General features: G+C 69.6%; 18 protein-coding genes and 2 tRNA genes. 12 read left to right on the top strand and 8 right to left on the bottom strand.

The genetic code is table 11. The annotated features are described in order from the left end of the window. Positions 1–49: 49 nt before the first annotated feature. Positions 50–2,599: an aminopeptidase N gene (gene pepN / locus ACWF79_RS09500; protein ID WP_453727479.1), complete on the bottom strand. Its 2,550-nt coding sequence runs from the start codon at positions 2,597–2,599 to the stop codon at positions 50–52. A gap of 134 nt (positions 2,600–2,733) precedes the next feature. Here pepN and ACWF79_RS09495 point away from each other — a divergent pair, with 134 nt between their 5' ends. After that, positions 2,734–3,369, top strand: coding sequence for a mycothiol-dependent nitroreductase Rv2466c family protein (locus ACWF79_RS09495; protein WP_453727478.1), 636 nt, complete (start codon positions 2,734–2,736; stop codon positions 3,367–3,369). A 137-nt stretch (positions 3,370–3,506) separates the two neighbouring features. On the opposite strand, the gene ACWF79_RS09490 is transcribed toward ACWF79_RS09495, so the two are convergent. From ACWF79_RS09490 to ACWF79_RS09480, 3 genes are all read right to left on the bottom strand, one after another. After that, positions 3,507–4,151: a superoxide dismutase gene (locus tag ACWF79_RS09490; RefSeq protein WP_392285204.1), complete on the bottom strand. Its 645-nt coding sequence runs from the start codon at positions 4,149–4,151 to the stop codon at positions 3,507–3,509. A 169-nt stretch (positions 4,152–4,320) separates the two neighbouring features. Next, on the bottom strand, positions 4,321–5,742 hold the full coding sequence (locus ACWF79_RS09485) for an amino acid permease (protein WP_453727477.1): 1,422 nt from the start codon (positions 5,740–5,742) through the stop codon (positions 4,321–4,323). Between the two features lie 115 nt (positions 5,743–5,857). Beyond that, positions 5,858–7,252 (bottom strand): amino acid permease, encoded by a 1,395-nt coding sequence (locus ACWF79_RS09480; RefSeq protein WP_453727476.1) that lies wholly within the window; start codon positions 7,250–7,252, stop codon positions 5,858–5,860. Between the two features lie 255 nt (positions 7,253–7,507). Between ACWF79_RS09480 and ACWF79_RS09475 the strand changes: the two genes are divergently transcribed. Beyond that, positions 7,508–8,110, top strand: a complete 603-nt coding sequence (locus ACWF79_RS09475) for a biotin transporter BioY (RefSeq protein ID WP_453727475.1) — start codon at positions 7,508–7,510, stop codon at positions 8,108–8,110. Between the two features lie 106 nt (positions 8,111–8,216). On the opposite strand, the gene ACWF79_RS09470 is transcribed toward ACWF79_RS09475, so the two are convergent. Continuing rightward, positions 8,217–9,668 carry an amino acid permease gene (locus ACWF79_RS09470; protein ID WP_453727474.1) on the bottom strand — a complete coding sequence of 484 codons (1,452 nt, stop codon included), beginning with the start codon at positions 9,666–9,668 and terminating at the stop codon, positions 8,217–8,219. Positions 9,669–9,851: 183 nt separating this feature from the next. On the opposite strand from ACWF79_RS09470, the gene ACWF79_RS09465 reads away from it, so the two are divergent. Both ACWF79_RS09465 and ACWF79_RS09460 read left to right on the top strand, forming a co-directional pair. Beyond that, complete coding sequence (locus ACWF79_RS09465; protein ID WP_453727473.1) at positions 9,852–10,340, top strand: ribose-5-phosphate isomerase; 489 nt, start codon at positions 9,852–9,854, stop codon at positions 10,338–10,340. A 73-nt stretch (positions 10,341–10,413) separates the two neighbouring features. Then, complete coding sequence (locus tag ACWF79_RS09460; protein WP_453727472.1) at positions 10,414–11,238, top strand: Fpg/Nei family DNA glycosylase; 825 nt, start codon at positions 10,414–10,416, stop codon at positions 11,236–11,238. A 52-nt stretch (positions 11,239–11,290) separates the two neighbouring features. Here the strand turns inward: ACWF79_RS09460 and ACWF79_RS09455 are convergent, their stop codons facing one another. Then, the gene (locus tag ACWF79_RS09455) at positions 11,291–12,520 is read right to left on the bottom strand and encodes a GNAT family N-acetyltransferase (RefSeq protein WP_453727471.1); all 1,230 of its coding nucleotides are present in this window, start codon (positions 12,518–12,520) and stop codon (positions 11,291–11,293) included. A 107-nt stretch (positions 12,521–12,627) separates the two neighbouring features. Between ACWF79_RS09455 and ACWF79_RS09450 the strand changes: the two genes are divergently transcribed. From ACWF79_RS09450 to ACWF79_RS09440, 3 genes are all read left to right on the top strand, one after another. Beyond that, entirely contained in the window at positions 12,628–13,773 is a 1,146-nt protein-coding gene (locus ACWF79_RS09450) for a PP2C family protein-serine/threonine phosphatase (RefSeq protein WP_453727470.1), read from the top strand. 39 nt (positions 13,774–13,812) lie between these two features. Continuing rightward, positions 13,813–14,262, top strand: coding sequence for an HD domain-containing protein (locus tag ACWF79_RS09445; RefSeq protein WP_453727469.1), 450 nt, complete (start codon positions 13,813–13,815; stop codon positions 14,260–14,262). 186 nt (positions 14,263–14,448) lie between these two features. Further along, positions 14,449–14,643 carry a hypothetical protein gene (locus ACWF79_RS09440; RefSeq protein ID WP_401435059.1) on the top strand — a complete coding sequence of 65 codons (195 nt, stop codon included), beginning with the start codon at positions 14,449–14,451 and terminating at the stop codon, positions 14,641–14,643. Between the two features lie 86 nt (positions 14,644–14,729). Here ACWF79_RS09440 and ACWF79_RS09435 read toward each other — a convergent pair whose 3' ends face one another. Together ACWF79_RS09435 and ACWF79_RS09430 are read right to left on the bottom strand one after the other, a co-directional pair. Further along, positions 14,730–15,104: an amphi-Trp domain-containing protein gene (locus ACWF79_RS09435; protein ID WP_453727468.1), complete on the bottom strand. Its 375-nt coding sequence runs from the start codon at positions 15,102–15,104 to the stop codon at positions 14,730–14,732. 117 nt (positions 15,105–15,221) lie between these two features. Next, positions 15,222–15,292, bottom strand: a tRNA-Gly gene (locus ACWF79_RS09430). A 131-nt stretch (positions 15,293–15,423) separates the two neighbouring features. On the opposite strand from ACWF79_RS09430, the gene ACWF79_RS09425 reads away from it, so the two are divergent. The 5 genes from ACWF79_RS09425 to clpX all read left to right on the top strand — a co-directional run. After that, positions 15,424–15,500, top strand: a tRNA-Pro gene (locus ACWF79_RS09425). 161 nt (positions 15,501–15,661) lie between these two features. Beyond that, positions 15,662–17,041 (top strand): trigger factor, encoded by a 1,380-nt coding sequence (gene tig, locus ACWF79_RS09420; RefSeq protein ID WP_453727467.1) that lies wholly within the window; start codon positions 15,662–15,664, stop codon positions 17,039–17,041. Between the two features lie 247 nt (positions 17,042–17,288). Continuing rightward, positions 17,289–17,906 carry an ATP-dependent Clp protease proteolytic subunit gene (locus ACWF79_RS09415; protein WP_453727466.1) on the top strand — a complete coding sequence of 206 codons (618 nt, stop codon included), beginning with the start codon at positions 17,289–17,291 and terminating at the stop codon, positions 17,904–17,906. A 62-nt stretch (positions 17,907–17,968) separates the two neighbouring features. Next, on the top strand, positions 17,969–18,631 hold the full coding sequence (locus ACWF79_RS09410) for an ATP-dependent Clp protease proteolytic subunit (RefSeq protein WP_453727635.1): 663 nt from the start codon (positions 17,969–17,971) through the stop codon (positions 18,629–18,631). A 156-nt stretch (positions 18,632–18,787) separates the two neighbouring features. After that, a partial coding sequence (gene clpX, locus ACWF79_RS09405; RefSeq protein WP_453727465.1) for an ATP-dependent Clp protease ATP-binding subunit ClpX occupies positions 18,788–20,115 on the top strand: 1,328 nt, incomplete at its 3' end.

The raw sequence follows: 20,115 nt of genomic DNA, 5'->3' as shown, positions 1-20,115 counted from the left end.
TGCCGAATAAGCACGATCCCCCGCCGCGTGCGACGGGGGATCGCCGCGTCTAGTGGGTCTGCGCGTCACACACCTGCGCCCGCAGCGCGCGGGCCAGGTCGTCCCGGGACTCCAGGACCAGGCGGCGCAGGGCCGGCGCCGCGCTCTCGTGCGCCGCGAGCCACGCGTCCGTCGCCGCCAGGGTGGACTCGTCGTCCTGGAGGCCCGGGAAGAGACCGCGGACGACGAGCATCCCGATCTGGATCGAACGGTCCGCCCAGATCCCCTCGATCGCCGCGAAGTACTTCTCCGCGTACGGCGCGATCAGTTCCCGCTGCGACGGCTGGACGAAGCCCGCGATCGTCGCCTCCACCAGCGCGTTCGACAGGGTGTCCGACTCGACGAGCTGCGCCCAGGCCTGCGCCTTGACCGCCGCCGACGGCCGGGCGGCCAGGCAGCGCACCTGGTGGCGCTTTCCGGTCGCCGTGTCGTCACGGGCCAGCTCCTCGCCGATCCGCGCCTCGTCGGCCAGGCCGTGCGTGGCCAGCGGCTCGAGGAACGCCCAGCGCAGCTCCTGGTCGACGTTCAGGCCGTCGATCCTCGCCGTGCCGTCGAGCAGCCCCTCCAGGAGCTGGAAGTCCGCCTCCGACGCGGCGACGGCCGCGAAGAACCGCGCCCACGTCAGCTGGTGTTCGCTGCCCGGCTCGGCCACCCGCAGCTCCCGCAGCCCGCCCTCGGCGAGCAGCCGGCCGCCCTCGGCGCGCCACGCGGGCGCCGCGTAGTGCGTGACCGCCGCACGCGCCCAGGCGTGCACCATCTGGAGCACGCCGATGTCCGTCTCGCGGCCCGCGAAGTCCAGCGCGACCGCGACGAAGTCCCGCGCGGGCATGAGGCCGTCCCGCGTCAGGTTCCACAGCGCCGACCAGCACAGCGCCCGCGCCAGGGGGTCCGTGATGTCGCCGAGGTGCGCCCGCAGCGTCGCGAGCGAACCCTCGTCGAAGCGGACCTTGCAGTACGTCAGGTCGTCGTCGTTGACGAGCACCAGGTCCGGCCGCACCGAACCCGCCAGCTCGGCCACCACCGTCCGCGCGCCGACCACGTCCGCCTCGGCGCGCGCGTACCGCACGAGCTCGCCGTCCACCGACAGCTTGTACAGGCCGACGGCCGCCCGGTGCGGGCGCAGCTCGTCGCCGGCCTGGACGACGGCCAGCTCCGTGATCCGGCCCTCCGCGTCGTACGTCACCTCCGGCGTCAGCGTGTTGACGCCCGAGGTCTGCAGCCAGGACCGCGACCAGGCCTTCATGTCGCGCCCGGAGGTCTCCTCCAGGACCGACAGCAGATCGTCCAGGCGCGTGTTCCCGTACGCGTGCCGCTTGAAGTAGCGCCGCGCGCCCTCCATGAACGCGTCCCGCCCCGCGTACGCCACGAGCTGCTTCAGGACCGACGCGCCCTTGGCGTACGTGATGCCGTCGAAGTTCAGCTTGGCGTCCTCCAGGTCACGGATGTCGGCCGTGATCGGGTGCGTGGAGGGCAGCTGGTCGGCGCGGTACGCCCACGCCTTGCGGTTGTTGGCGAAGGTCACCCAGCTGTTGGTGAAGCGGGTCGCCTCGGCCAGCGAGAAGGACCCCATGAAGTCGGCGAAGGACTCCTTCAGCCACAGGTCGTCCCACCACACCATGGTGACCAGGTCGCCGAACCACATGTGCGCCATCTCGTGCAGGATGACGTTCGCCCGGCGCTCGTACGCGGCCTGCGTGACCTTGCCCCGGTAGATGTACTCCTCGCGGAAGGTGACCATGCCCGGGTTCTCCATCGCGCCGAGGTTGTACTCGGGGACGAAGGCCTGGTCGTACTTCCCGAAGGGGTACGGGTAGTCGAAGTTGTCGTGGAAGAAGTCCAAGCCCTGCTTGGTGACCAGGAAGACGTCGTCCGCGTCGAAGTGCTTGGCGAGCCCCTTGCGGCACATCGCACCGAGCGGGATCTCGAGATCGCCGCGCTTGTAGGCGTCCGTGACGTAGTGGTACGGGCCGGCGACGACACAGGTGATGTACGTCGAGATCGGCGCGGTCTCCGCGAAGCGCCACACGCCCTCGGCGTCCTGCTCCCCGGCGCCGTTGCTCCACACCGTCCAGCCCTCGGGCGCGGTCACCGAGAAGAGGTGCGGGGCCTTCAGGTCGGGCTGCTCGAACGTGGCGTACACCCGGCGGGCGTCGGCCGGCTCGTACTGCGTGTAGAGGTAGACCTCGCCGTCCTCGGGGTCGACGAAGCGGTGCATGCCCTCGCCGGTCCGGCTGTACGCGCACTGGGCGTCGACCACCAGGACGTTGTCGTCGGCCAGGCCGTCCAGGGCGATCCGCGCGCCGTCGAAGACGACGGCCGGGTCGAGCGCGCGGCCGTTCAGCTCCACCGACGTGACGGCGGGGGCGATCAGGTCCACGAAGGTGGTGGTGCCCGTGCCCGTACGACGGAACCGGATCGTCGTCACCGAGCGGAAGGTGCGGACCTCCTCGCCGGCCTCGCCGACCGCCGAGCGCAGGTCCAGGGCGACCTCGTACCCGTCGACGGACAGCAGCTCGGCCCGCTCGCGGGCCTCGTCACGGGACAGATTCTCACCGGGCACGGTCACTCCTTCGTGGCTCGTTCGAAACAGGACCGATCCTCCCATGTGCCACTGTCACGCGGCACTCGGGGAATGCCTTGGCCGAGGTGTGGCGTTGCTCCATGCGGCGCAAGCAACCCTTCATGAGGAGTGACATGTCCGAGAGCAGGACCACCGCCGACTTCTGGTTCGACCCGCTGTGCCCCTGGGCCTGGATGACCTCCCGCTGGATGCTGGAGGTGGAGAAGGTCCGCCCGGTCGACGTCCGGTGGAAGGTGATGAGCCTGGCCGTCCTCAACGAGGACAAGCTGGACGAGCTCCCGGCCGAGTACCGCGACATGTTGGAGACCAAGGCCTGGGGTCCGGTCCGCGTGGTGATCGCCGCCCAGCAGCTGCACGGCGACGAGGTCGTCGGCAAGCTCTACACCGCGCTCGGCACCCGCTTCCACAACAACGGCGAGGGCCCCACGCGCGAGGCGATCACCGGCGCCCTGGCGGACGTCGGCCTGCCGGCCGAGCTCGCGGACTACGCGGACAAGGACACGTACGACACCGAGCTGCGCGCCTCCCACAAGGAGGGCATCGAGAAGGTCGGCCAGGACGTCGGCACGCCGGTCATCTCCGTCCCGGGCGCCGACGGCGATGAGGTCGCCTTCTTCGGGCCCGTCGTCACCCCGACCCCGCGCGGCGAGGCGGCGGCCCGGCTCTGGGACGGCACCCTGCTGGTGGCCGCGACGCCCGGCTTCTACGAGATCAAGCGCACGCGCACGGCCGCGCCGAGCTTCGAGTAGCCGCCGCCCCGCGCACCCGCGCACAGAAGAACCCCCGTGATTCACGTCATCACGGGGGTTCTTCCTTGTACCGCCTGCAAGTGAAGGTTGAGAAGACGATCACGAGCAGGACGAGCGGGGTCCGATCCCGAAGCGGATCAGATCGAGATCAGCGGGACGGACGACTTCGCCGCCTGGTAGCGCTTGTTCACGTCCTGCCAGTTCACGACCTGCCACATGGCCTCGATGAAGTCGACCTTCTGGTTCTTGTACTGCAGGTAGAAGGCGTGCTCCCAGGCGTCGAAGACGAGGACCGGGATGGAGCCCTGGCCGACGTTGCCCTGGTGGTCGTAGACCTGCTCGACGATCAGCCGGCCGCTGATCGGCTCGTACGCGAGGACGCCCCAGCCGGAGCCCTGGGTGGTCGCCGAGGCCTTGGTCAGCTGGGACTTGAACTTCGCGAAGGAACCGAAGGACTCGGTGATCGCGTCGGCGAGCTCACCGACGCCGTCGGCCGCGAGCGGCTCGCCGCCGCCGCCGTCCTTCGGGCTGTCCATGTTGTTCCAGTAGATGCTGTGCAGGATGTGGCCGGAGAGGTGGAACGCGAGGTTCTTCTCCAGGCCGTTGATCGCGCCCCACTGCTCCTTGTCGCGCGCCTCCTCCAGCTGCTCAAGGGTGTCGTTGGCGCCCTTGACGTACGCGGCGTGGTGCTTGTCGTGGTGCAGCTCGATGATCTGCGGATTGATCACCGGCTCCAGAGCCGCGTAGTCGTACGGCAGTTCCGGAAGGGTGTAGATCGCCATGTGCCGAGCCTCTCGCTGCTGCTGTCGCTTATTGCAATCTATATGCAGGTGCAGGCTAACAGCAGGAGGGCTCCGAGTTGATCAGTCCTTGGGCCTAGGACTCGTGGCGGAAAACGCGTGACCCCCGGACCGAGAACCGGTCCGGGGGCCACGCGCAGACACGCGGGCGTCAGGCGTCCTGCGGCTCCCGCTCCCCGCGCTTCTTCTGCAGCACGAAGCCGGTCACGGCGAGCAGCGCCGTGAGGCCGCCGGTCCAGTACAGCTGGACCCGGGTGCCCTCCTCACGGGCCATCAGGAAGAAGATCGCCGCCATGCCGGCCAGCGCCACCCAGGTCAGCACCGGGAACGCCCACATCTTCACGACGAGCTTCTCCGGGGCCTCGCGCTCGGTGCGGCGGCGCAGCAGCAGCTGCGAGACGGCGATGAAGAACCAGACGACGAGGATGATCGCGCCGATGGTGTTCAGGAGCCAGATGAAGATGTCGTTGGGCCGCCAGTAGCTCAGCAGCACACAGACGAAGCCGAAGACCGAGGAGACGAGCACCGCGGGGCGCGGGACCCCGCCGAACGTCCGGCCGAGCGCCTTCGGGCCCTGGCCGCGGGCGACCAGCGAGGTGGCCATCCGGGAGGCACCGTAGATGTTGGCGTTCATGGCCGACAGCAGGGCGATCAGCACGACCACGTTCATGATCTGGCCGGCGGCCGGGATCCCCAGGTGGTCGAGGGTGGCGACGTACGGGCCCTTCTCGACGACCGCCTTGTCGTCCCACGGGACCAGCGTCACGATCACGGCCATCGAGCCGATGTAGAAGAGCGCGATGCGCCACATCGCCGTACGGACCGCCTTGGCGACGCCCTGCACCGGGTGCTCGGACTCGGCGGCGGCGATGGTGACGGTCTCCAGACCGCCGTACGCGAAGACCGAGGCGAGCAGTCCGACGATCAGCCCCTCGGAGCCGTTGGGGAAGAAGCCGCCGTCGCCGGTGAGGTTCGACGCGCCAGGGGCGTCCGAGCCGGGCAGCACGCCGACGATGGCGAGCACACCGATGCCGAGGAAGAGGACGATCGCGCCGACCTTCAGGGCCGCGAACCAGAACTCGAACTCGCCGAAGTTCTTCACCGCGGCGAGGTTGGTGGCGCAGAACACCAGCATGAAGAGAGCGACCCAGGCCCACTCCGGAGAGTCCGGGAACCAGCCGGTCATGATCTTCGCCGCGCCGATGCCTTCCAGGCCGACCGCCACGCAGAGCAGGAACCAGAAGGCCCACCCCGCAGTGAAACCGGCCCAGGGACCGATGGCGCGCTCGGCGTGGACGGAGAAGGAACCGGAGGCCGGGTTGGCCGCCGACATCTCGCCGAGCATGCGCATCACGAGCATGACGAGCAGCCCGGATATCGCGTACGCGACCACGATCGAGGGACCGGCGGCGGCGATACCGGCCCCGGAGCCGACGAAGAGGCCGGCGCCGATGACGCCACCGAGGGCGATCATCGAGAGATGGCGCTGCTTGAGGCCGTGCGTGAGCCCCTGCGAAGGGGGCGTCCCCTCGACCTTGCGGTCGATGGGCTCGGGCGCGGTGGTCCGTGACATGGGCAGCCCTGTTCATTGGCTGAGACGGGGGAACGGCCCACAGTCTGGGCGGGAGTACCGCTTACAGGGAACAGATGTCCGCTATACGAGCACGATCTTCACACAAGGTGAAGGACTATCTCCGCTTCGTGCGCACCTCGCGCACCCACGCCACCAGCAGGACGGCCCCGGTGGCCGCGCCCGACCACAGCACCTGCGGCCGCGCACCGTCGTCGGTCAGCATCAGCACCAGGACGGCCGCCATCGCGGCAAGGGCGGTCCACGTCAGCCAGGGGAAGCCCCACATCTTCAGCGTCAGGGTCTCCGGCGCCTCGCGCTCGATCCGGCGTCGCAACTTCAGCTGCGAGACCGCGATCAGGCCCCAGACGAAGAGGAGGACCGCGCCGACCGCGTTGAGCATGTAGAGGAAGACGGAATCCGGCCACTTCAGATTGAGCAGGACGGAGACGAAGCCGAAGGCCACCGAGGCGAGCACCGCCCGGCGCGGTACGCCTCCGCCCGAGATCCGCAGCAGGCCCTTCGGCGCCTCGCCGCGCTCGGCGAGCGAGAAGACCATCCGCGAGGAGCCGTACAGGTTCGCGTTGAGCGCCGAGAGCAGCGCCACGAAGACCACGACGTTCATGATCTGCCCGGCGGCCGGGACACCGATCGAGTCGAGCACGGCGACGTAGGGGGACTGGCCCGGCACCATCGAGGTCCAGGGCAGCAGGGTCACGATGACCAGCATCGAGCCGACGTAGAAGAGGAGGATCCGCCATACGGCGCTGCGCACCGCGCGGGCCACGTTGCGCGCCGGGTCGTCCGACTCGGCGGCCGCGATGGTGACGACCTCCAGGCCGCCGAAGGCGAAGACGACGGCGAGGACGCCCGAGATCACGCCTCCCCAGCCGTTCGGAAGGAATCCGCCCTGGCCGGTCAGGTTGGCCGCCCCCACCGGGTCGGTGTCGGGCAGCCAGCCGACGATCGCCAGCGTCCCCAGGACCAGGAAGAGGACGATCGCGCCGACCTTCAGCGCGGCGAACCAGAACTCGAACTCGCCGAAGTTCTTCACCGCCGCCAGGTTGGTGGCCGTGAACACGATCATGAAGATCAGTACCCAGCCCCACTGCGGGACCCCCGGCACCCAGCCGTGCGCGATCCGCGCCGCGCCCGTCGCCTCCACCGCGAGGACGACGACCAGCAGGAACCAGTACAGCCAGCCCACCGAGAAGCCCGCCCAGCGCCCCAGCGCCCGCTCGGCGTGGACGGAGAAGGCGCCGGAGGCCGGCATCGCCGCCGACATCTCGCCGAGCATCCGCATGATCAGCATCGCGAGCGCGCCCGCGATCAGGTACGAGAGGACGATGCCGGGCCCCGCGACCGCGATGCCCGCGCCCGAGCCGACGAAGAGCCCGGCACCGATCACCCCGCCGAGCCCCAGCATCGTCAGGTGACGCTGCTTCAGGCCGTGGGAGAGCGGCTCCGGTTCGGGGGCCAGGGGAGCCGGGGCGGCAGGAGGTGCGTCGTGCATGTGGGGGCTCGTGCCTTCGGAAGCGTTTATGGAGACCCCACAGTCTCTCCGCTGCTCACCCTCCGGCGCAAAATGGCCCCTGGTCCAGCTCCTCGCCGTGACCAGTGTCACGTGGCGTGAGGCATGGATCCGGTTCTTTGTGTGATCTCCACGAACCGGCCAAGCTCCCCTTTGTGGGCGACTGATGGTGATCGAGCGTTCACTCCTCGACTACGGTCAACCTGTCCTGACCTCCCTCACCCCCGCGGAGTACCGATGAGCACCGCCGCCGCCCCCGTCCGTTCCCTCGGCTCCCTCCGCTCGGGGACGGTCCTCGCCGACCTGCTGCCGTCCTCCCGCGCCCGGGACATCGCCCTCGTCGTGGGCGGCGCCGCGCTGACCGGCATCGCCGCGCAGATCGCCGTCCCGGTCCCCGGCTCGCCGGTCCCGGTCTCCGGCCAGACGTTCGCGGCCCTGCTCGTCGGCACGGCGCTCGGCGCCCGCCGCGGCTTCCTCTCCCTCGCCCTGTACGCGGTCGTGGGCATGGCGGGCGTGCCGTGGTTCGCCGAGGCGAAGTCCGGCTTCGCGATGCCGTCCTTCGGCTACATCCTCGGCATGCTGCTCGCCGCGACCGTGGTCGGCGCCCTCGCGCGCCGTGGCGCGGACCGCTCCGTGCTCCGCATGGCGGGCACGATGGTGCTCGGCTCCGCGATCATCTACGCCGTCGGCGTGCCGTACCTGGCCTTCGCGACCGGCATGACGCTCCCGCAGGCGGTCGCCGCCGGCCTGACCCCGTTCCTGATCGGCGACGCGCTCAAGGCCGCGCTCGCGATGGGCGCCCTGCCGGCCGCGTGGAAGTTCCTCGGCCGCAAGGGCTGAGCCGAGGGCTGTCGAGCCCGTACGGATCCGGACATGAGAAAGCTCTCCGTTCCCAGGGGATCGCCCTGGGAGCGGAGAGCTTTCTCGTCCCTGCCTAGGCGGGGATTCAGTCCTTCGTGACGGGCGCCGCGGGCTCCGCGGCCTTCCCGAAGCGGTCACGGACCAGCGAGATGGCGATCACGAGACCGGCCACCAGCAGCGACAGCAGGACCTGCTCACGGGCGGAGCCGCCGTTGTAGAGCATGTAGCCGAGGACGAAGACGATCATCGCGATCGTCGCCCACGTCAGGTACGGGAAGAGCCACATCTTGACGAGCAGCTTCTCCGGGGCCTCCCGCAGGATGATCTTCCGCATCCGCAGCTGCGAGAAGCAGATGACCAGCCAGACGAAGAGCGCGATGGCGCCGGACGCGTTCAGCAGGAACGCGAAGACCGTGTCGGGCCACTTGTAGTTGAAGAAGACGGCGACGAAGCCGAAGATCACCGATCCGATGATGGCGGCCGTCGGCACGCCCTTCGCGTTCGTCCGGCCGAAGGCCTTCGGAGCGTCACCGCGGCGGCCGAGCGAGTAGGCCATGCGGGAAGCGGTGTAGAGGCCCGAGTTCAGGCAGGAGAGCACCGCGGTCAGGATGATCACGTTCATGATCTGGCCGGCGTGCGGGATGCCGATCGAGTCGAGCGCCGCGACGTACGAGCCGTCCTCCTGCAGCGACGGGTCGTTCCACGGCAGCAGCGAGACGACCACCAGGATCGAGCCGAGGTAGAAGATGCCGACCCGCCAGATCACGCTGTTGGTGGCCTTGGCGACCGCGCGGCGCGGGTCCGAGGACTCGCCGGCGGCGAGGGTGACGATCTCGCTGCCCATGAAGGAGAAGACGACCATCAGGATGCCCGTGAGGATCGCGCCGTAGCCGTTGGGCAGGAACCCGCCGTGCTCGGTGAGGTTGCTCAGCCCGGCGGACGAGGTGTCCGCGCCGGGCAGGACACCGAAGATCGCAAGCCCGCCGACCACGATGAACGCGGCGATGGCGACGACCTTGATGCCCGCGAACCAGAACTCGAACTCGCCGTAGGAGGCGACCGAACCGAGGTTGGTGACGGTCAGGACGACCATCACGATCAGCGCCCAGGCCCACTGCGGGACGGCCGGGATCCAGCCGTTGAGGATGTCCGCGCCCATGGTCGCCTCGACGGCGAGCACCACGACCCAGAAGAACCAGTACAGCCAGCCGATGGAGAAGCCCGCCCAGCGCCCGAGCGCCCGGTCGGCGTGGGCCGAGAAGGAGCCGGAGGTGGGGTTGGCCACGGACATCTCGCCGAGCATGCGCATCACGAAGACGACCATCGTGCCCACGAGTGCGTACGAGAGCAGAATGCCGGGGCCGGCGGCCTTGATGCCGGCTGCGGAGCCTCCGAAGAGTCCGGCGCCGATGACGCCACCGATGGCGATCATCGAGAGGTGTCGGTTCTTGAGACCGGCCTTGAGTCCGTCGGACTGCGAATCACCGGGGTTTCCGGTGGCCTCGCCTTCCTTCGCAAGGGTCGGCTGCGTGTTCATGAACGCTTCCTTACGTGTTTGGGGCGCTCGGGTCGCGAGCCCGAGCATTCAACCCTGGGGGGCGGGGTGATCGGAAGAGCTGATTCCGATTCGTTGCGTAAGGGGCGAAGGTCCCGATCGACGCGGACGATGGCCCCGACCCCGCTGACCGCTACCCCGGGCCCGCCGTGCCACACTCGGATCATGCGCGTGTACCTCGGCTCCGACCATGCCGGCTTCGAACTCAAGTACCACCTCGTCGAGTGGCTGAAGGCCCATGGCCACGAGCCCGTCGACTGCGGTCCCCACATCTACGACGCCCAGGACGACTACCCGCCGTTCTGCCTGCGCGCCGCCGAGAAGACGGCCGCGGACCCGGACAGCCTGGGCATCGTCATCGGCGGCTCCGGCAACGGCGAGCAGATCGCCGCGAACAAGGTGAAGGGGGTGCGCGCCGCCCTCGCCTGGAGCGAGCAGACCGCCGCCCTCGGCCGCGAGCACAACAACGCCAACGTCGTCTCCATCGGTGGCCGGATGCACACCCAGGAAGAGGCGACGAAGTTCGTCGAGATCTTCCTGAGCACCCCGTACTCCGGTGACGAGCGTCACACCCGCCGCATCGAGATGCTCACGGCGTACGAGACCACCGGCGAGCTCCCCCCGATCCCGGCCCACCACCCGCAGCAGGGCTGACCGCCCTCCACCCGTGCCGCCGGCCGAGCCCGGCGGCACGGCCATGCCGTCCCGTTCAGCCAGGAGAGCAGCCGTGCCCGAGGGGCATACGATCCACCGCCTCGCCCAGGACCACCTGGAGCGCTTCGGCGGGTGGCCCGTGCGCGTGAGCAGCCCGCAGGGCAAGTTCTCCGACAGCGCGGCGCTCCTGGACGGTCGGGTCCTCGACGGTGTCGACGCCCACGGCAAACACCTCTTCCTCGGGTTCGAGGGCACCGGCTGGGTCCACGTGCACCTCGGCCTCTTCGGCAAGCTCGGTTTCGGCACGACACCGGCACCACCGCCGACGGAGACCGTCCGGCTGCGCCTCGTCAACGGCGACCACTACGCCGATCTGCGCGGCCCCACCACGTGCGCGCTGATCACGGACCCCGAGAAGCGGGCGATACACGACCGCCTCGGCCCGGACCCGCTGCGCGACGGCGACGACCCGGAGAAGGCCTGGCGCCGCATATCGAGGTCGCGCACCACGATCGCTGCGCTGCTGATGGACCAGAAGGTCATCGCGGGCGTCGGGAACGTGTACCGGGCGGAGGTCCTGTTCCGCCACGGCATCGACCCGTACCGCGCGGGCAAGGACGTCACGCGCGAGGAGTGGGCCGCGATGTGGTCGGACCTGACCGACCTGATGCGCGAAGGCGTCCGCAACAACCGCATCGACACCGTCCGCCCCGAGCACACCCCCGAGGCGATGGGCCGCCCGCCGCGCGTCGACGACCACGGCGGCGAGGTCTACGTCTACCGCCGGGCCCTCCAGGCCTGCCACATCTGTGGCGGCGAGATCCGCACCGCCGACCTCGCCGCCCGCAACCTCTTCTGGTGCCCAGGCTGCCAGCCTTCCAGCCCCGCCGGCGCTTGAGGCGCGGGGGCCGGGGCAGAGCCCCGGTTTCGGGAAGGGGCGGGGTGGGGGACTAGAAGCCGTGCGGCAGCCACGGCGCCACGGGCGACCCGAACGCCACGGACGCCTCCACCAGCGCCCCGCGCCGAAGCTCCCGCACCCGCCCGGCCGCGGCCAGCGAGACCAGCGAGTTCCCGCCCAGGTACGCCGCACCCAACTCCCGTACCGACAAGGCGAGATCCGGCGCATCGTCCGTCCGGACGCACACCGCCCCCTCCGCGCCCCCGGTGAGCCGCCACCGCCCCTCGTTCCACGGGCAGAACGCGTCCGCGACCTCCAACACCACATCCACCGGCGCCTGATACGTCCGCGCCTGAAGCGCCGCGCCCACCTCCACCAGGCGCAGATGCAGCGCGTCCCGCAGCGTCGGCTCGCACCGCCGTACGTCCGTCACCAGGTGCTGCCACGCGTCGTCCACCGGCCGGCTGTGGATCCGGACCGTCGACGTCAGGTCGATCGAGCAGAGGAACCGCCACAGCGCCGCCTCCGCCGCCGGGTCCAGCGCCTCCAGGTCCTTCACCAGGACAACGCCGTCGGCCCCGGCGTACGACCACTCCGCCTTGACGGCGTACCGCGCGTACCCGACGACCTCCCCGTCCCGCTCCGCGAGCACGCAGAGCCGCGGCGAGGCACCGTCCCGCTCGCTCTCGGGGTCGAGCAGCGGCAGCTTCTCCCAGCCGGGCTGCCGCGCCAGCATCCCCGGTCGGCCCGCGACCCGCCGCGCGTACACCGCCTCGCACGCCTGAGCCGACTTCGTCAGGTCGGCCTGGCGCAGGATCACGTCGTCCGTGCCCTCGGGCACGGTCAGCCCGACCCGGTTCGTGTCGATCGTCGCCCGCGTCGCGTACGCGGCGAGGCCATAGCCGAACCGGCCGTAGATCACCGGCTCCGAGGCCGTCAACACGGCCAGCGGCTCGCCCCCCGCCCGAATGTCGTCGAGCTGGCGCCGCATCATCGAGGTCAGGATCCCGCGCCGCCGGTGCGTCGCGGCCACGCCCACCATCGTGACGCCGGCCGCCGGCACGATCGCCCCGCCGGGCACGGACAGCCGGAACGAGAACGCCCCCGCCGCGCCCACGCAACTCTCGCCGTCCCAGACGCCCACCGACCGCTCGTACTCGGTCAGCTCCTGCCAGAGCGCGCGCTCCTCCGGAGCCTCCGCGACACCGCCGAAGGCGAGCTCCAGCGTCCCGTACCACTCGTCCCACTCGGCCTGTTCGAGCACGCGCAGTTCAGTCGTCATATGCCATCGATACCAGCGCCTGGCAGCCCGGGGCGACCCGTTTTCGCGCGCAATGTCTGAGGGGTCCCCCTGCACGAGCTCGGACCGGGTGGATAGGGTCCAGCCCAATGAGAGATCGCGCGGGTGTCGATTCGTACGCGGCCCGGATGCGCAGGAGCGCACACCGGGCCCGCGTCGCGCTGCGCAGATCCGGCGTCGACTACTTCCGCGGCGAAGGCTCGGACTGGCTGGCCTTCGCCGCGCTGCTGCTCACCATTCCGGCCATCACCGTCGGAACCCTGGCCGATCCGGTGTGGTGCGCGCCCGCCACGCTCGTCCTGCCGATCGTCGCCGGCGGCCTGCTGCTGCGCCCCGCGAGCCTGCTCGGCCTGTACGCGGCCGCCGCGGGCGCCCTGATCGTCGAGTCCCTCGTGCTCGGCCCGTACACCCAGGGCCCCGCCCGCGTCACCCCCGGCACGGTCCTGGTGGTCGCCGCCTGCGGGTTCTTCGGACTGCTCATCGCCCAGTTCCGGGCCCGCGTCGGCGTGCCGTGGCGGCACGGCGGCACGATGCTCTTCGACCTCCGCGAACGGATCAGGGTCCAGAGCGCCCTGCCCCGGCTCCCCAAGGGCTGGCACCGCGAGATGGCGCTCCGCCCGGCCGGCGGCCAGTCGTTCTCCGGCGACTTCGTCGTCGCGGCCCGCACCAACGGCGGCCGCACGCTCGAAGTCCTGCTGACGGACGTCTCCGGCAAGGGCATGGACGCGGGCTCACGCGCCCTGCTCCTCTCCGGCGCCTTCGGCGGGCTCCTCGGCTCGCTGCCCCCGCACGCCTTCCTGCCCGCCGCCAACGGTTACCTGCTCCGCCAGGACTGGGACGAGGGCTTCGCCACCTCCATCCACCTGGTCCTCGACCTGGAGTCCGGAGACTACGAGCTGCTGTCCGCCGGGCACCTGCCCGCGCTCCAGCTCCACGCCGGCACCGGGCGCTGGGAGGAGAAGGCCGGCGACGGGCCGCTCCTCGGCGTCTACGACGGCGCCGAGTTCCACCCGGTCAAGGGCTCGCTGCGGCCCGGGGACGTCCTGATGCTCTTCACCGACGGACTGGTCGAGTCCGCAGAACGGGACATCGCCGAGGGCATCGACCGGCTGACCGGAGAGGCCGACCGCTATGTCGCCTCCGGCTTCGAGGGCGCGGCCTGGCACCTGATCGAGGCCTGCGCCAAGGACGTCAACGACGACCGCGCCCTGCTCCTCATCAGCCGCAAGGCCTGACACCCCGCGCCGGTCGCCCCGGAGCCGTACAGTCGGCGCATGCCGTACCTCACCCTCGCCCAGGTCGAGTCCCTCGCCGTCGCCGCCCACGAGGGCCAGACCGACAAGGCGGGACGCCCGTACGCCGAGCATCTGCGGGCGGTGGCCGAGGGCGTACGGGTCCGGGGCGGGAGCGAGGAACAGATCGCGGCGGCCTGGCTGCACGACTCCGTCGAGGACGACGCCCTCTCCGCCGAGTGGCTGGATTCGGCCGAACTCCCGCGCGCGGTCAAGGACATGGTGCTCGCCCTCACCAAGCGGCCGGGCGAGGATCCGGAGTCGTACACCCGCCGGATCCTGGCCGTCCCCGGAGCCCTCCTCGTCAAGGAGGCCGACCTCGCGCACAACGCCGACCCGGCCCGCCTCGCGGTTCTCGACGAACCGACCCGCACCCGGCTGACCGCCAAGTACGCCCACGTACGCAGGCTGCTCGGGCTCTCCACCGACTGACGCCCGGCCGTCCCGCCCCGAAACGATCAAGACGAAAAGTAACCGGCTTGGCTCGATTCGTACGAGGACGATTCGTCACCCGGCGCCAGTGGGCAAGAAGTTGATGGCACGATGGATGCAGCGGGGGTGTTCTGTGACGTGCGCTCCCGGGCGGCAAGGTGGGACCGACCGAGGGTGTGATCAGTTGTGGCCATTTCGCTATCCGTGGTGCTGCTGTTGGCGATCATCCTGGTGGTGCTGATCCGCGGCGGAAAGATGAAGGCCGGGCCGGCCGTCGTCGCGGTGCTCTTCGGCTTCTTCCTCGCCTCCACGGGCATGGCCGACGACATCCAGCGCTTCCTCGACTCGATAACGCAGACCGTGAGCTCCATCAAGTTCTGACCGAAGCCCCAACCCGACGGCCGACGCACGACGCCTGTCGGCCCACACCCACGTCCGGTGGCGGGCGCCGGCGGCGCCCCTGCGGCTCAGGCCGTCTTCGCGGCGGTCCGCTTCGCCCTCGCGCCTCCGCCGGCGCCGCTCCGCGCACGCTTGGCGGGCGCGGCCTTCCGGCTCCGCCCGGGCTTCTCGGGCTTCTCCCCGCTCACGGCCGCCGGAGCCGACGCCTCCCGGGACGTCCCCGTCGGCCAGCTGAACTCGAGCTCCAGCTCGATCTTCCCGTCGCCGACCTCCCACTCCACCTCGGCCCAGAGTTCGTCGGGGACCCGCAGCGTCAGCGTTCCGGTGATGAGCGACAGCTCCGCCTCCTCGCCGTTCCGCAGCGCCTTCGCGAGCTCCTCCAGCAGTTCCGCCGCCTCGAACCGTGACATCGGGTGCTGCTGCTCGAACTTGAGATCCTTCACGACGGTGCCTCCGATGCCAGAAACAGGGGACAGCGCCCATCCTCCGGCCGCACCACGGAAAACGCCTCGGGGCCGGGCCGGAGGAGTGAACCTCCGGCCCGGCCCCGAGGCCGGAAGAGCGGGCGACGGGAATCGAACCCGCGTAGCTAGTTTGGAAGACTAGGGCTCTACCATTGAGCTACGCCCGCACACGACGCGCCGCAGGTCACGAGGGCCGCGGCACGGACAGCATCGTAGCGGGTCCCGGGCGGTCCCCGCACGCCCCATAAAGAGGGGGCGTCGCACTGTCTCCGTGCATGTACCCTACGTGTCGCACCGACGGGGTGTGGCGCAGCTTGGTAGCGCGTCCGCTTTGGGAGCGGAAGGCCGTGGGTTCAAATCCCGCCACCCCGACCACCAGGATCACGCGTCACAAGATCGCGTTGTGGGCGTCATCCCGCTTGCGGTTACTATGCAAGCTGCGTGCCCGTGTGTCTCTCTGACCGGGCCGATCGGCCGGAACCGCCACCAAGCGGCATCGGCAGAATCCAAGAATCAGCCACCAAGGAGACCGAACCGTGAAGAGCGCCGTGGAGACCCTGAACCCGACCCGGGTTCGGCTCACTGTCGAGGTGCCCTTCGAGGAGCTCAAGGACAGCCTCGACGCGGCGTACAAGAAGATCAACCAGCAGGTCACGGTCAAGGGCTTCCGTAAGGGCAAGATCCCGGCTCGTGTGATCGACCAGCGGTTCGGCCGTGGTGCGGTGCTGGAGGAGGCCGTCAACGACGCCCTCCCGAAGTTCTACACCGAGGCGGTCAACGAGGCCGAGGTCAACCCGCTGGGTCAGCCCGAGGTCGACATCACCGAGCTGAAGGACGGCGAGCTGCTGGCCTTCACCGCCGAGGTCGACATCCGCCCGACGATCGAGATCCCGGACTACTCCGGCATCGAGGTCACCGTCGACGCGGTCGAGGTCACCGACGAGGACGTCGACAAGTCCGTGCAGCAGCTGCGCGAGCGCTTCGCCTCCACCAACCCGGTCGAGCGTGCCGCCGCCGAGGGCGACGTCGTCACCATCGACCTCGAGGCCAAGGTCGACGGCGAGGTCCTCCCCGACGGTGTCGCCCAGGGCGTCTCGTACACCATCGGTTCCGGCGAGCTCCTCGACGGCATCGACGAGGCCGTCACCGGCCTGGAGGCCGGCGGCGAGGCCACCTTCACCTCGCAGCTGAAGGGCGGCTCCGCCGAGGGCAAGGACGCCGAGGTCACCGTCAAGGTCACCGCCGTCGCCGCCCGTGAGCTCCCCGAGCTGGACGACGAGTTCGCGCAGCTCGCGTCCGAGTTCGACACCCTCGACGAGCTCAAGGCCGACAGCCGCAAGCGCCTCGAGAACATGAAGCAGTTCGACCAGGCCACCCAGGCCCAGGAGCGCGTCCTCGACGAGCTGCTGAAGCTGGCGGAGGTCCCGATCCCCGAGAAGCTCCTCGAGGACGAGATCAACACCCGCAAGCACAACCTGGAGCACCACCAGCTCGGCCAGATGGGCCTCGACCTCGCGAAGTACCTGGAGATCCAGGGCAAGACCGAGGAAGAGTTCCTGGCGGAGACCAAGGAGCAGGCCGAGAAGGGCATCAAGACGCAGTTCATCCTCGATGAGCTCGTCAACAAGGAGAAGCTGAACGTCAGCCAGGAGGAGCTCACCGAGCACCTCATGCGCCGCGCCGCCTCCTCCGGCATGTCCCCCGACCAGTTCGCCCAGGCCGTCGTCGAGGGTGGCCAGGTGCCGATGCTCGTCGGCGAGGTCGCCCGCGGCAAGGCCCTCGCGGTCGTCGTCGAGGCCGCCAAGGTCGTCGACACCAACGGTGAGACCGTCGACCTCGAGGACGAAGAGGACGAGGCCGCCGCCGAGGCGGTCGAGGCCGTCACCGGCGACACCGAGGTCGACGAGGAGAAGTAGTCGAGGCCCCGGCCTCGCGCTGAACCCCTGGTCCACGGGCCCGGACGCACTGCTGTGCGCCGGGCCCGTGCCCGTCTGCGGGCCCCTCGGAGCCTCCAGTAACCTTGCGCTCCCAGCGAACAGTTCGGGAACCGGGATGGCGTTGTCCTACCTGCGCGTTAGGGTCCATGAATAGCGAGGGCACTGCCCTCCGAACGAGACGCTGAGACGGCCGGAGCAGAGCCGTCGGAGACGAGCAGGTGGATACGTGACGAATCTGAAGCCTTACGCCGCGGGTGAGCCGTCCATCGGTGGTGGCCTCGGCGACCATGTCTACAACCGGCTGCTCGGCGAGCGGATCATCTTCCTCGGCCAGCAGGTCGACGACGAGATCGCCAACAAGATCACCGCGCAGATGCTTCTGCTGGCAGCCGACCCGGACAAGGACATCTTCCTCTACGTCAACAGCCCGGGTGGCTCGGTGACGGCCGGTATGGCCATCTACGACACCATGCAGTACATCCCGAACGACGTCGTCACCATCGGTATGGGCATGGCGGCCTCCATGGGCCAGTTCCTGCTCACCGGCGGCGCCGCCGGCAAGCGCTTCGCGCTGCCGAACACCGACATCCTGATGCACCAGGGCTCCGCCGGCATCGGCGGCACCGCCTCGGACATCAAGATCCAGGCCGAGTACCTCCTTCGCACGAAGAAGCGCATGGCCGAGATCACCGCGCACCACTCCGGCCAGACCGTCGAGGCGATCATCCGCGACGGCGACCGCGACCGCTGGTTCACCGCGGAGGAGGCCAAGGAGTACGGCCTCATCGACGAGATCATTTCTGCCGCTTCGGGCGTTCCGGGCGGCGGCGGCACGGGCGCCTGAGCCCCGTCAGCCCGCCGAAGAGCCCCAGCCCACCGAACGCCACCAGGACGGTGAACAACCAGATGCAGAACAACCTCTCCGCGAGCGGCCTCTACACGGGCGCGCCGATGGACAGCCGGTACGTCGTCCCGCGCTTCGTCGAGCGCACCTCGCAGGGCATCCGCGAGTACGACCCGTACGCGAAGCTCTTCGAGGAGCGCGTGATCTTCCTCGGCGTGCAGATCGACGACGCCTCCGCCAACGACGTCATGGCACAGCTGCTGTGCCTGGAGTCGATGGACCCGGACCGCGACATCTCGATCTACATCAACAGCCCGGGCGGCTCCTTCACCGCCCTCACGGCCATCTACGACACGATGCAGTTCGTGAAGCCGGACATCCAGACGGTCTGCATGGGCCAGGCGGCCTCCGCCGCGGCCGTGCTGCTCGCCGCCGGTACGCCCGGCAAGCGGATGGCCCTGCCGAACGCCCGCGTGCTGATCCACCAGCCGTCCGGCGGCACCGGCCGTGAGCAGCTCTCCGACCTGGAGATCGCGGCCAACGAGATCCTGCGCATGCGCACCCAGCTGGAGGAGATGCTGGCCAAGCACTCCTCGACGCCGATCGAGAAGATCCGCGACGACATCGAGCGCGACAAGATCCTGACCGCCGAGGACGCCCTCGCGTACGGCCTGGTCGACCAGATCGTCTCGACCCGCAAGAGCACGGCCGCCGCGGCAGCCTGACGCTCGACCTTCCCCTGGCACGGTCCGCGTGGCCGAATCACGACCATGTGAACCGTGCCAAGGGGGGCCCGAACGGGGGGCCCGGCAAGGTACCGTCGAATATGAGGCACCAGGAGTCGCTGAACCAAGCGCTCCCAGGCGAAGGGGAAGCACCTCGTGGCACGCATCGGTGATGGCGGCGATCTGCTCAAGTGCTCGTTCTGCGGAAAGAGCCAGAAGCAGGTGAAGAAGCTCATCGCGGGACCCGGTGTGTACATCTGCGATGAGTGCATCGACCTCTGCAACGAGATCATCGAGGAAGAACTCGCGGAGACGAGCGAGGTGCGGTGGGAGGAGCTCCCCAAGCCCCGCGAGATCTACGAGTTCCTCGAGGGGTACGTCGTCGGGCAGGAGCCCGCGAAGAAGGCCCTCTCGGTCGCGGTGTACAACCACTACAAGCGCGTCCAGGCCGGCGAGAACGGCGGCGGGGCGGGCCGTGACGACGCCATCGAGCTGGCGAAGTCCAACATTCTGCTGCTGGGCCCCACGGGCTCCGGCAAGACGCTGCTCGCGCAGACCCTGGCGCGCATGCTCAACGTCCCGTTCGCCATCGCCGACGCGACGGCGCTGACGGAGGCCGGCTATGTCGGCGAGGACGTCGAGAACATCCTGCTCAAGCTGATCCAGGCGGCCGACTACGACGTCAAGAAGGCCGAGACCGGGATCATCTACATCGACGAGATCGACAAGGTCGCCCGCAAGAGCGAAAACCCGTCGATCACGCGTGACGTGAGCGGTGAAGGCGTCCAGCAGGCCCTGCTGAAGATCCTTGAGGGCACGACGGCCTCCGTCCCGCCGCAGGGCGGCCGGAAGCACCCGCACCAGGAGTTCATCCAGATCGACACGACGAACGTGCTCTTCATCGTGGGCGGCGCCTTCGCCGGCCTGGAGAAGATCATCGAGTCGCGTGCGGGCGCCAAGGGCATCGGCTTCGGGGCGACGATCCGCTCGAAGCGCGAGATCGAGGCGAGCGACCAGTTCCAGGAGGTCATGCCGGAGGACCTGGTGAAGTTCGGGATGATCCCGGAGTTCATCGGCCGCCTCCCCGTGATCACCTCGGTCCACAACCTCGACCGCGAGGCCCTGCTCAAGATCCTCGTCGAGCCGCGCAACGCGCTGGTGAAGCAGTACCAGCGCCTCTTCGAACTCGACGGCGTGGAGCTGGACTTCGACCGCCCGGCCCTGGAGGCCATCGCCGACCAGGCGATCCTGCGCGGCACGGGCGCGCGTGGCCTGCGGGCCATCATGGAAGAGGTCCTGATGTCGGTGATGTACGAGGTCCCGTCCCGCAAGGACGTGGCCCGCGTGGTCATCACGGCCGACGTCGTCCACAACAACGTGAACCCGACGCTGGTGCCGAGGATCGTGAAGAACGACGGCCGGCACGAGAAGTCGGCGTATTTTTTTAAAAAACAGGGGCGCCCGGCCGGTTTACTTGATTCTTC

This window comes from Streptomyces sp. NPDC054975 (genome assembly GCF_053609105.1).
This window is presented reverse-complemented; position numbering and strand designations above follow the sequence as displayed.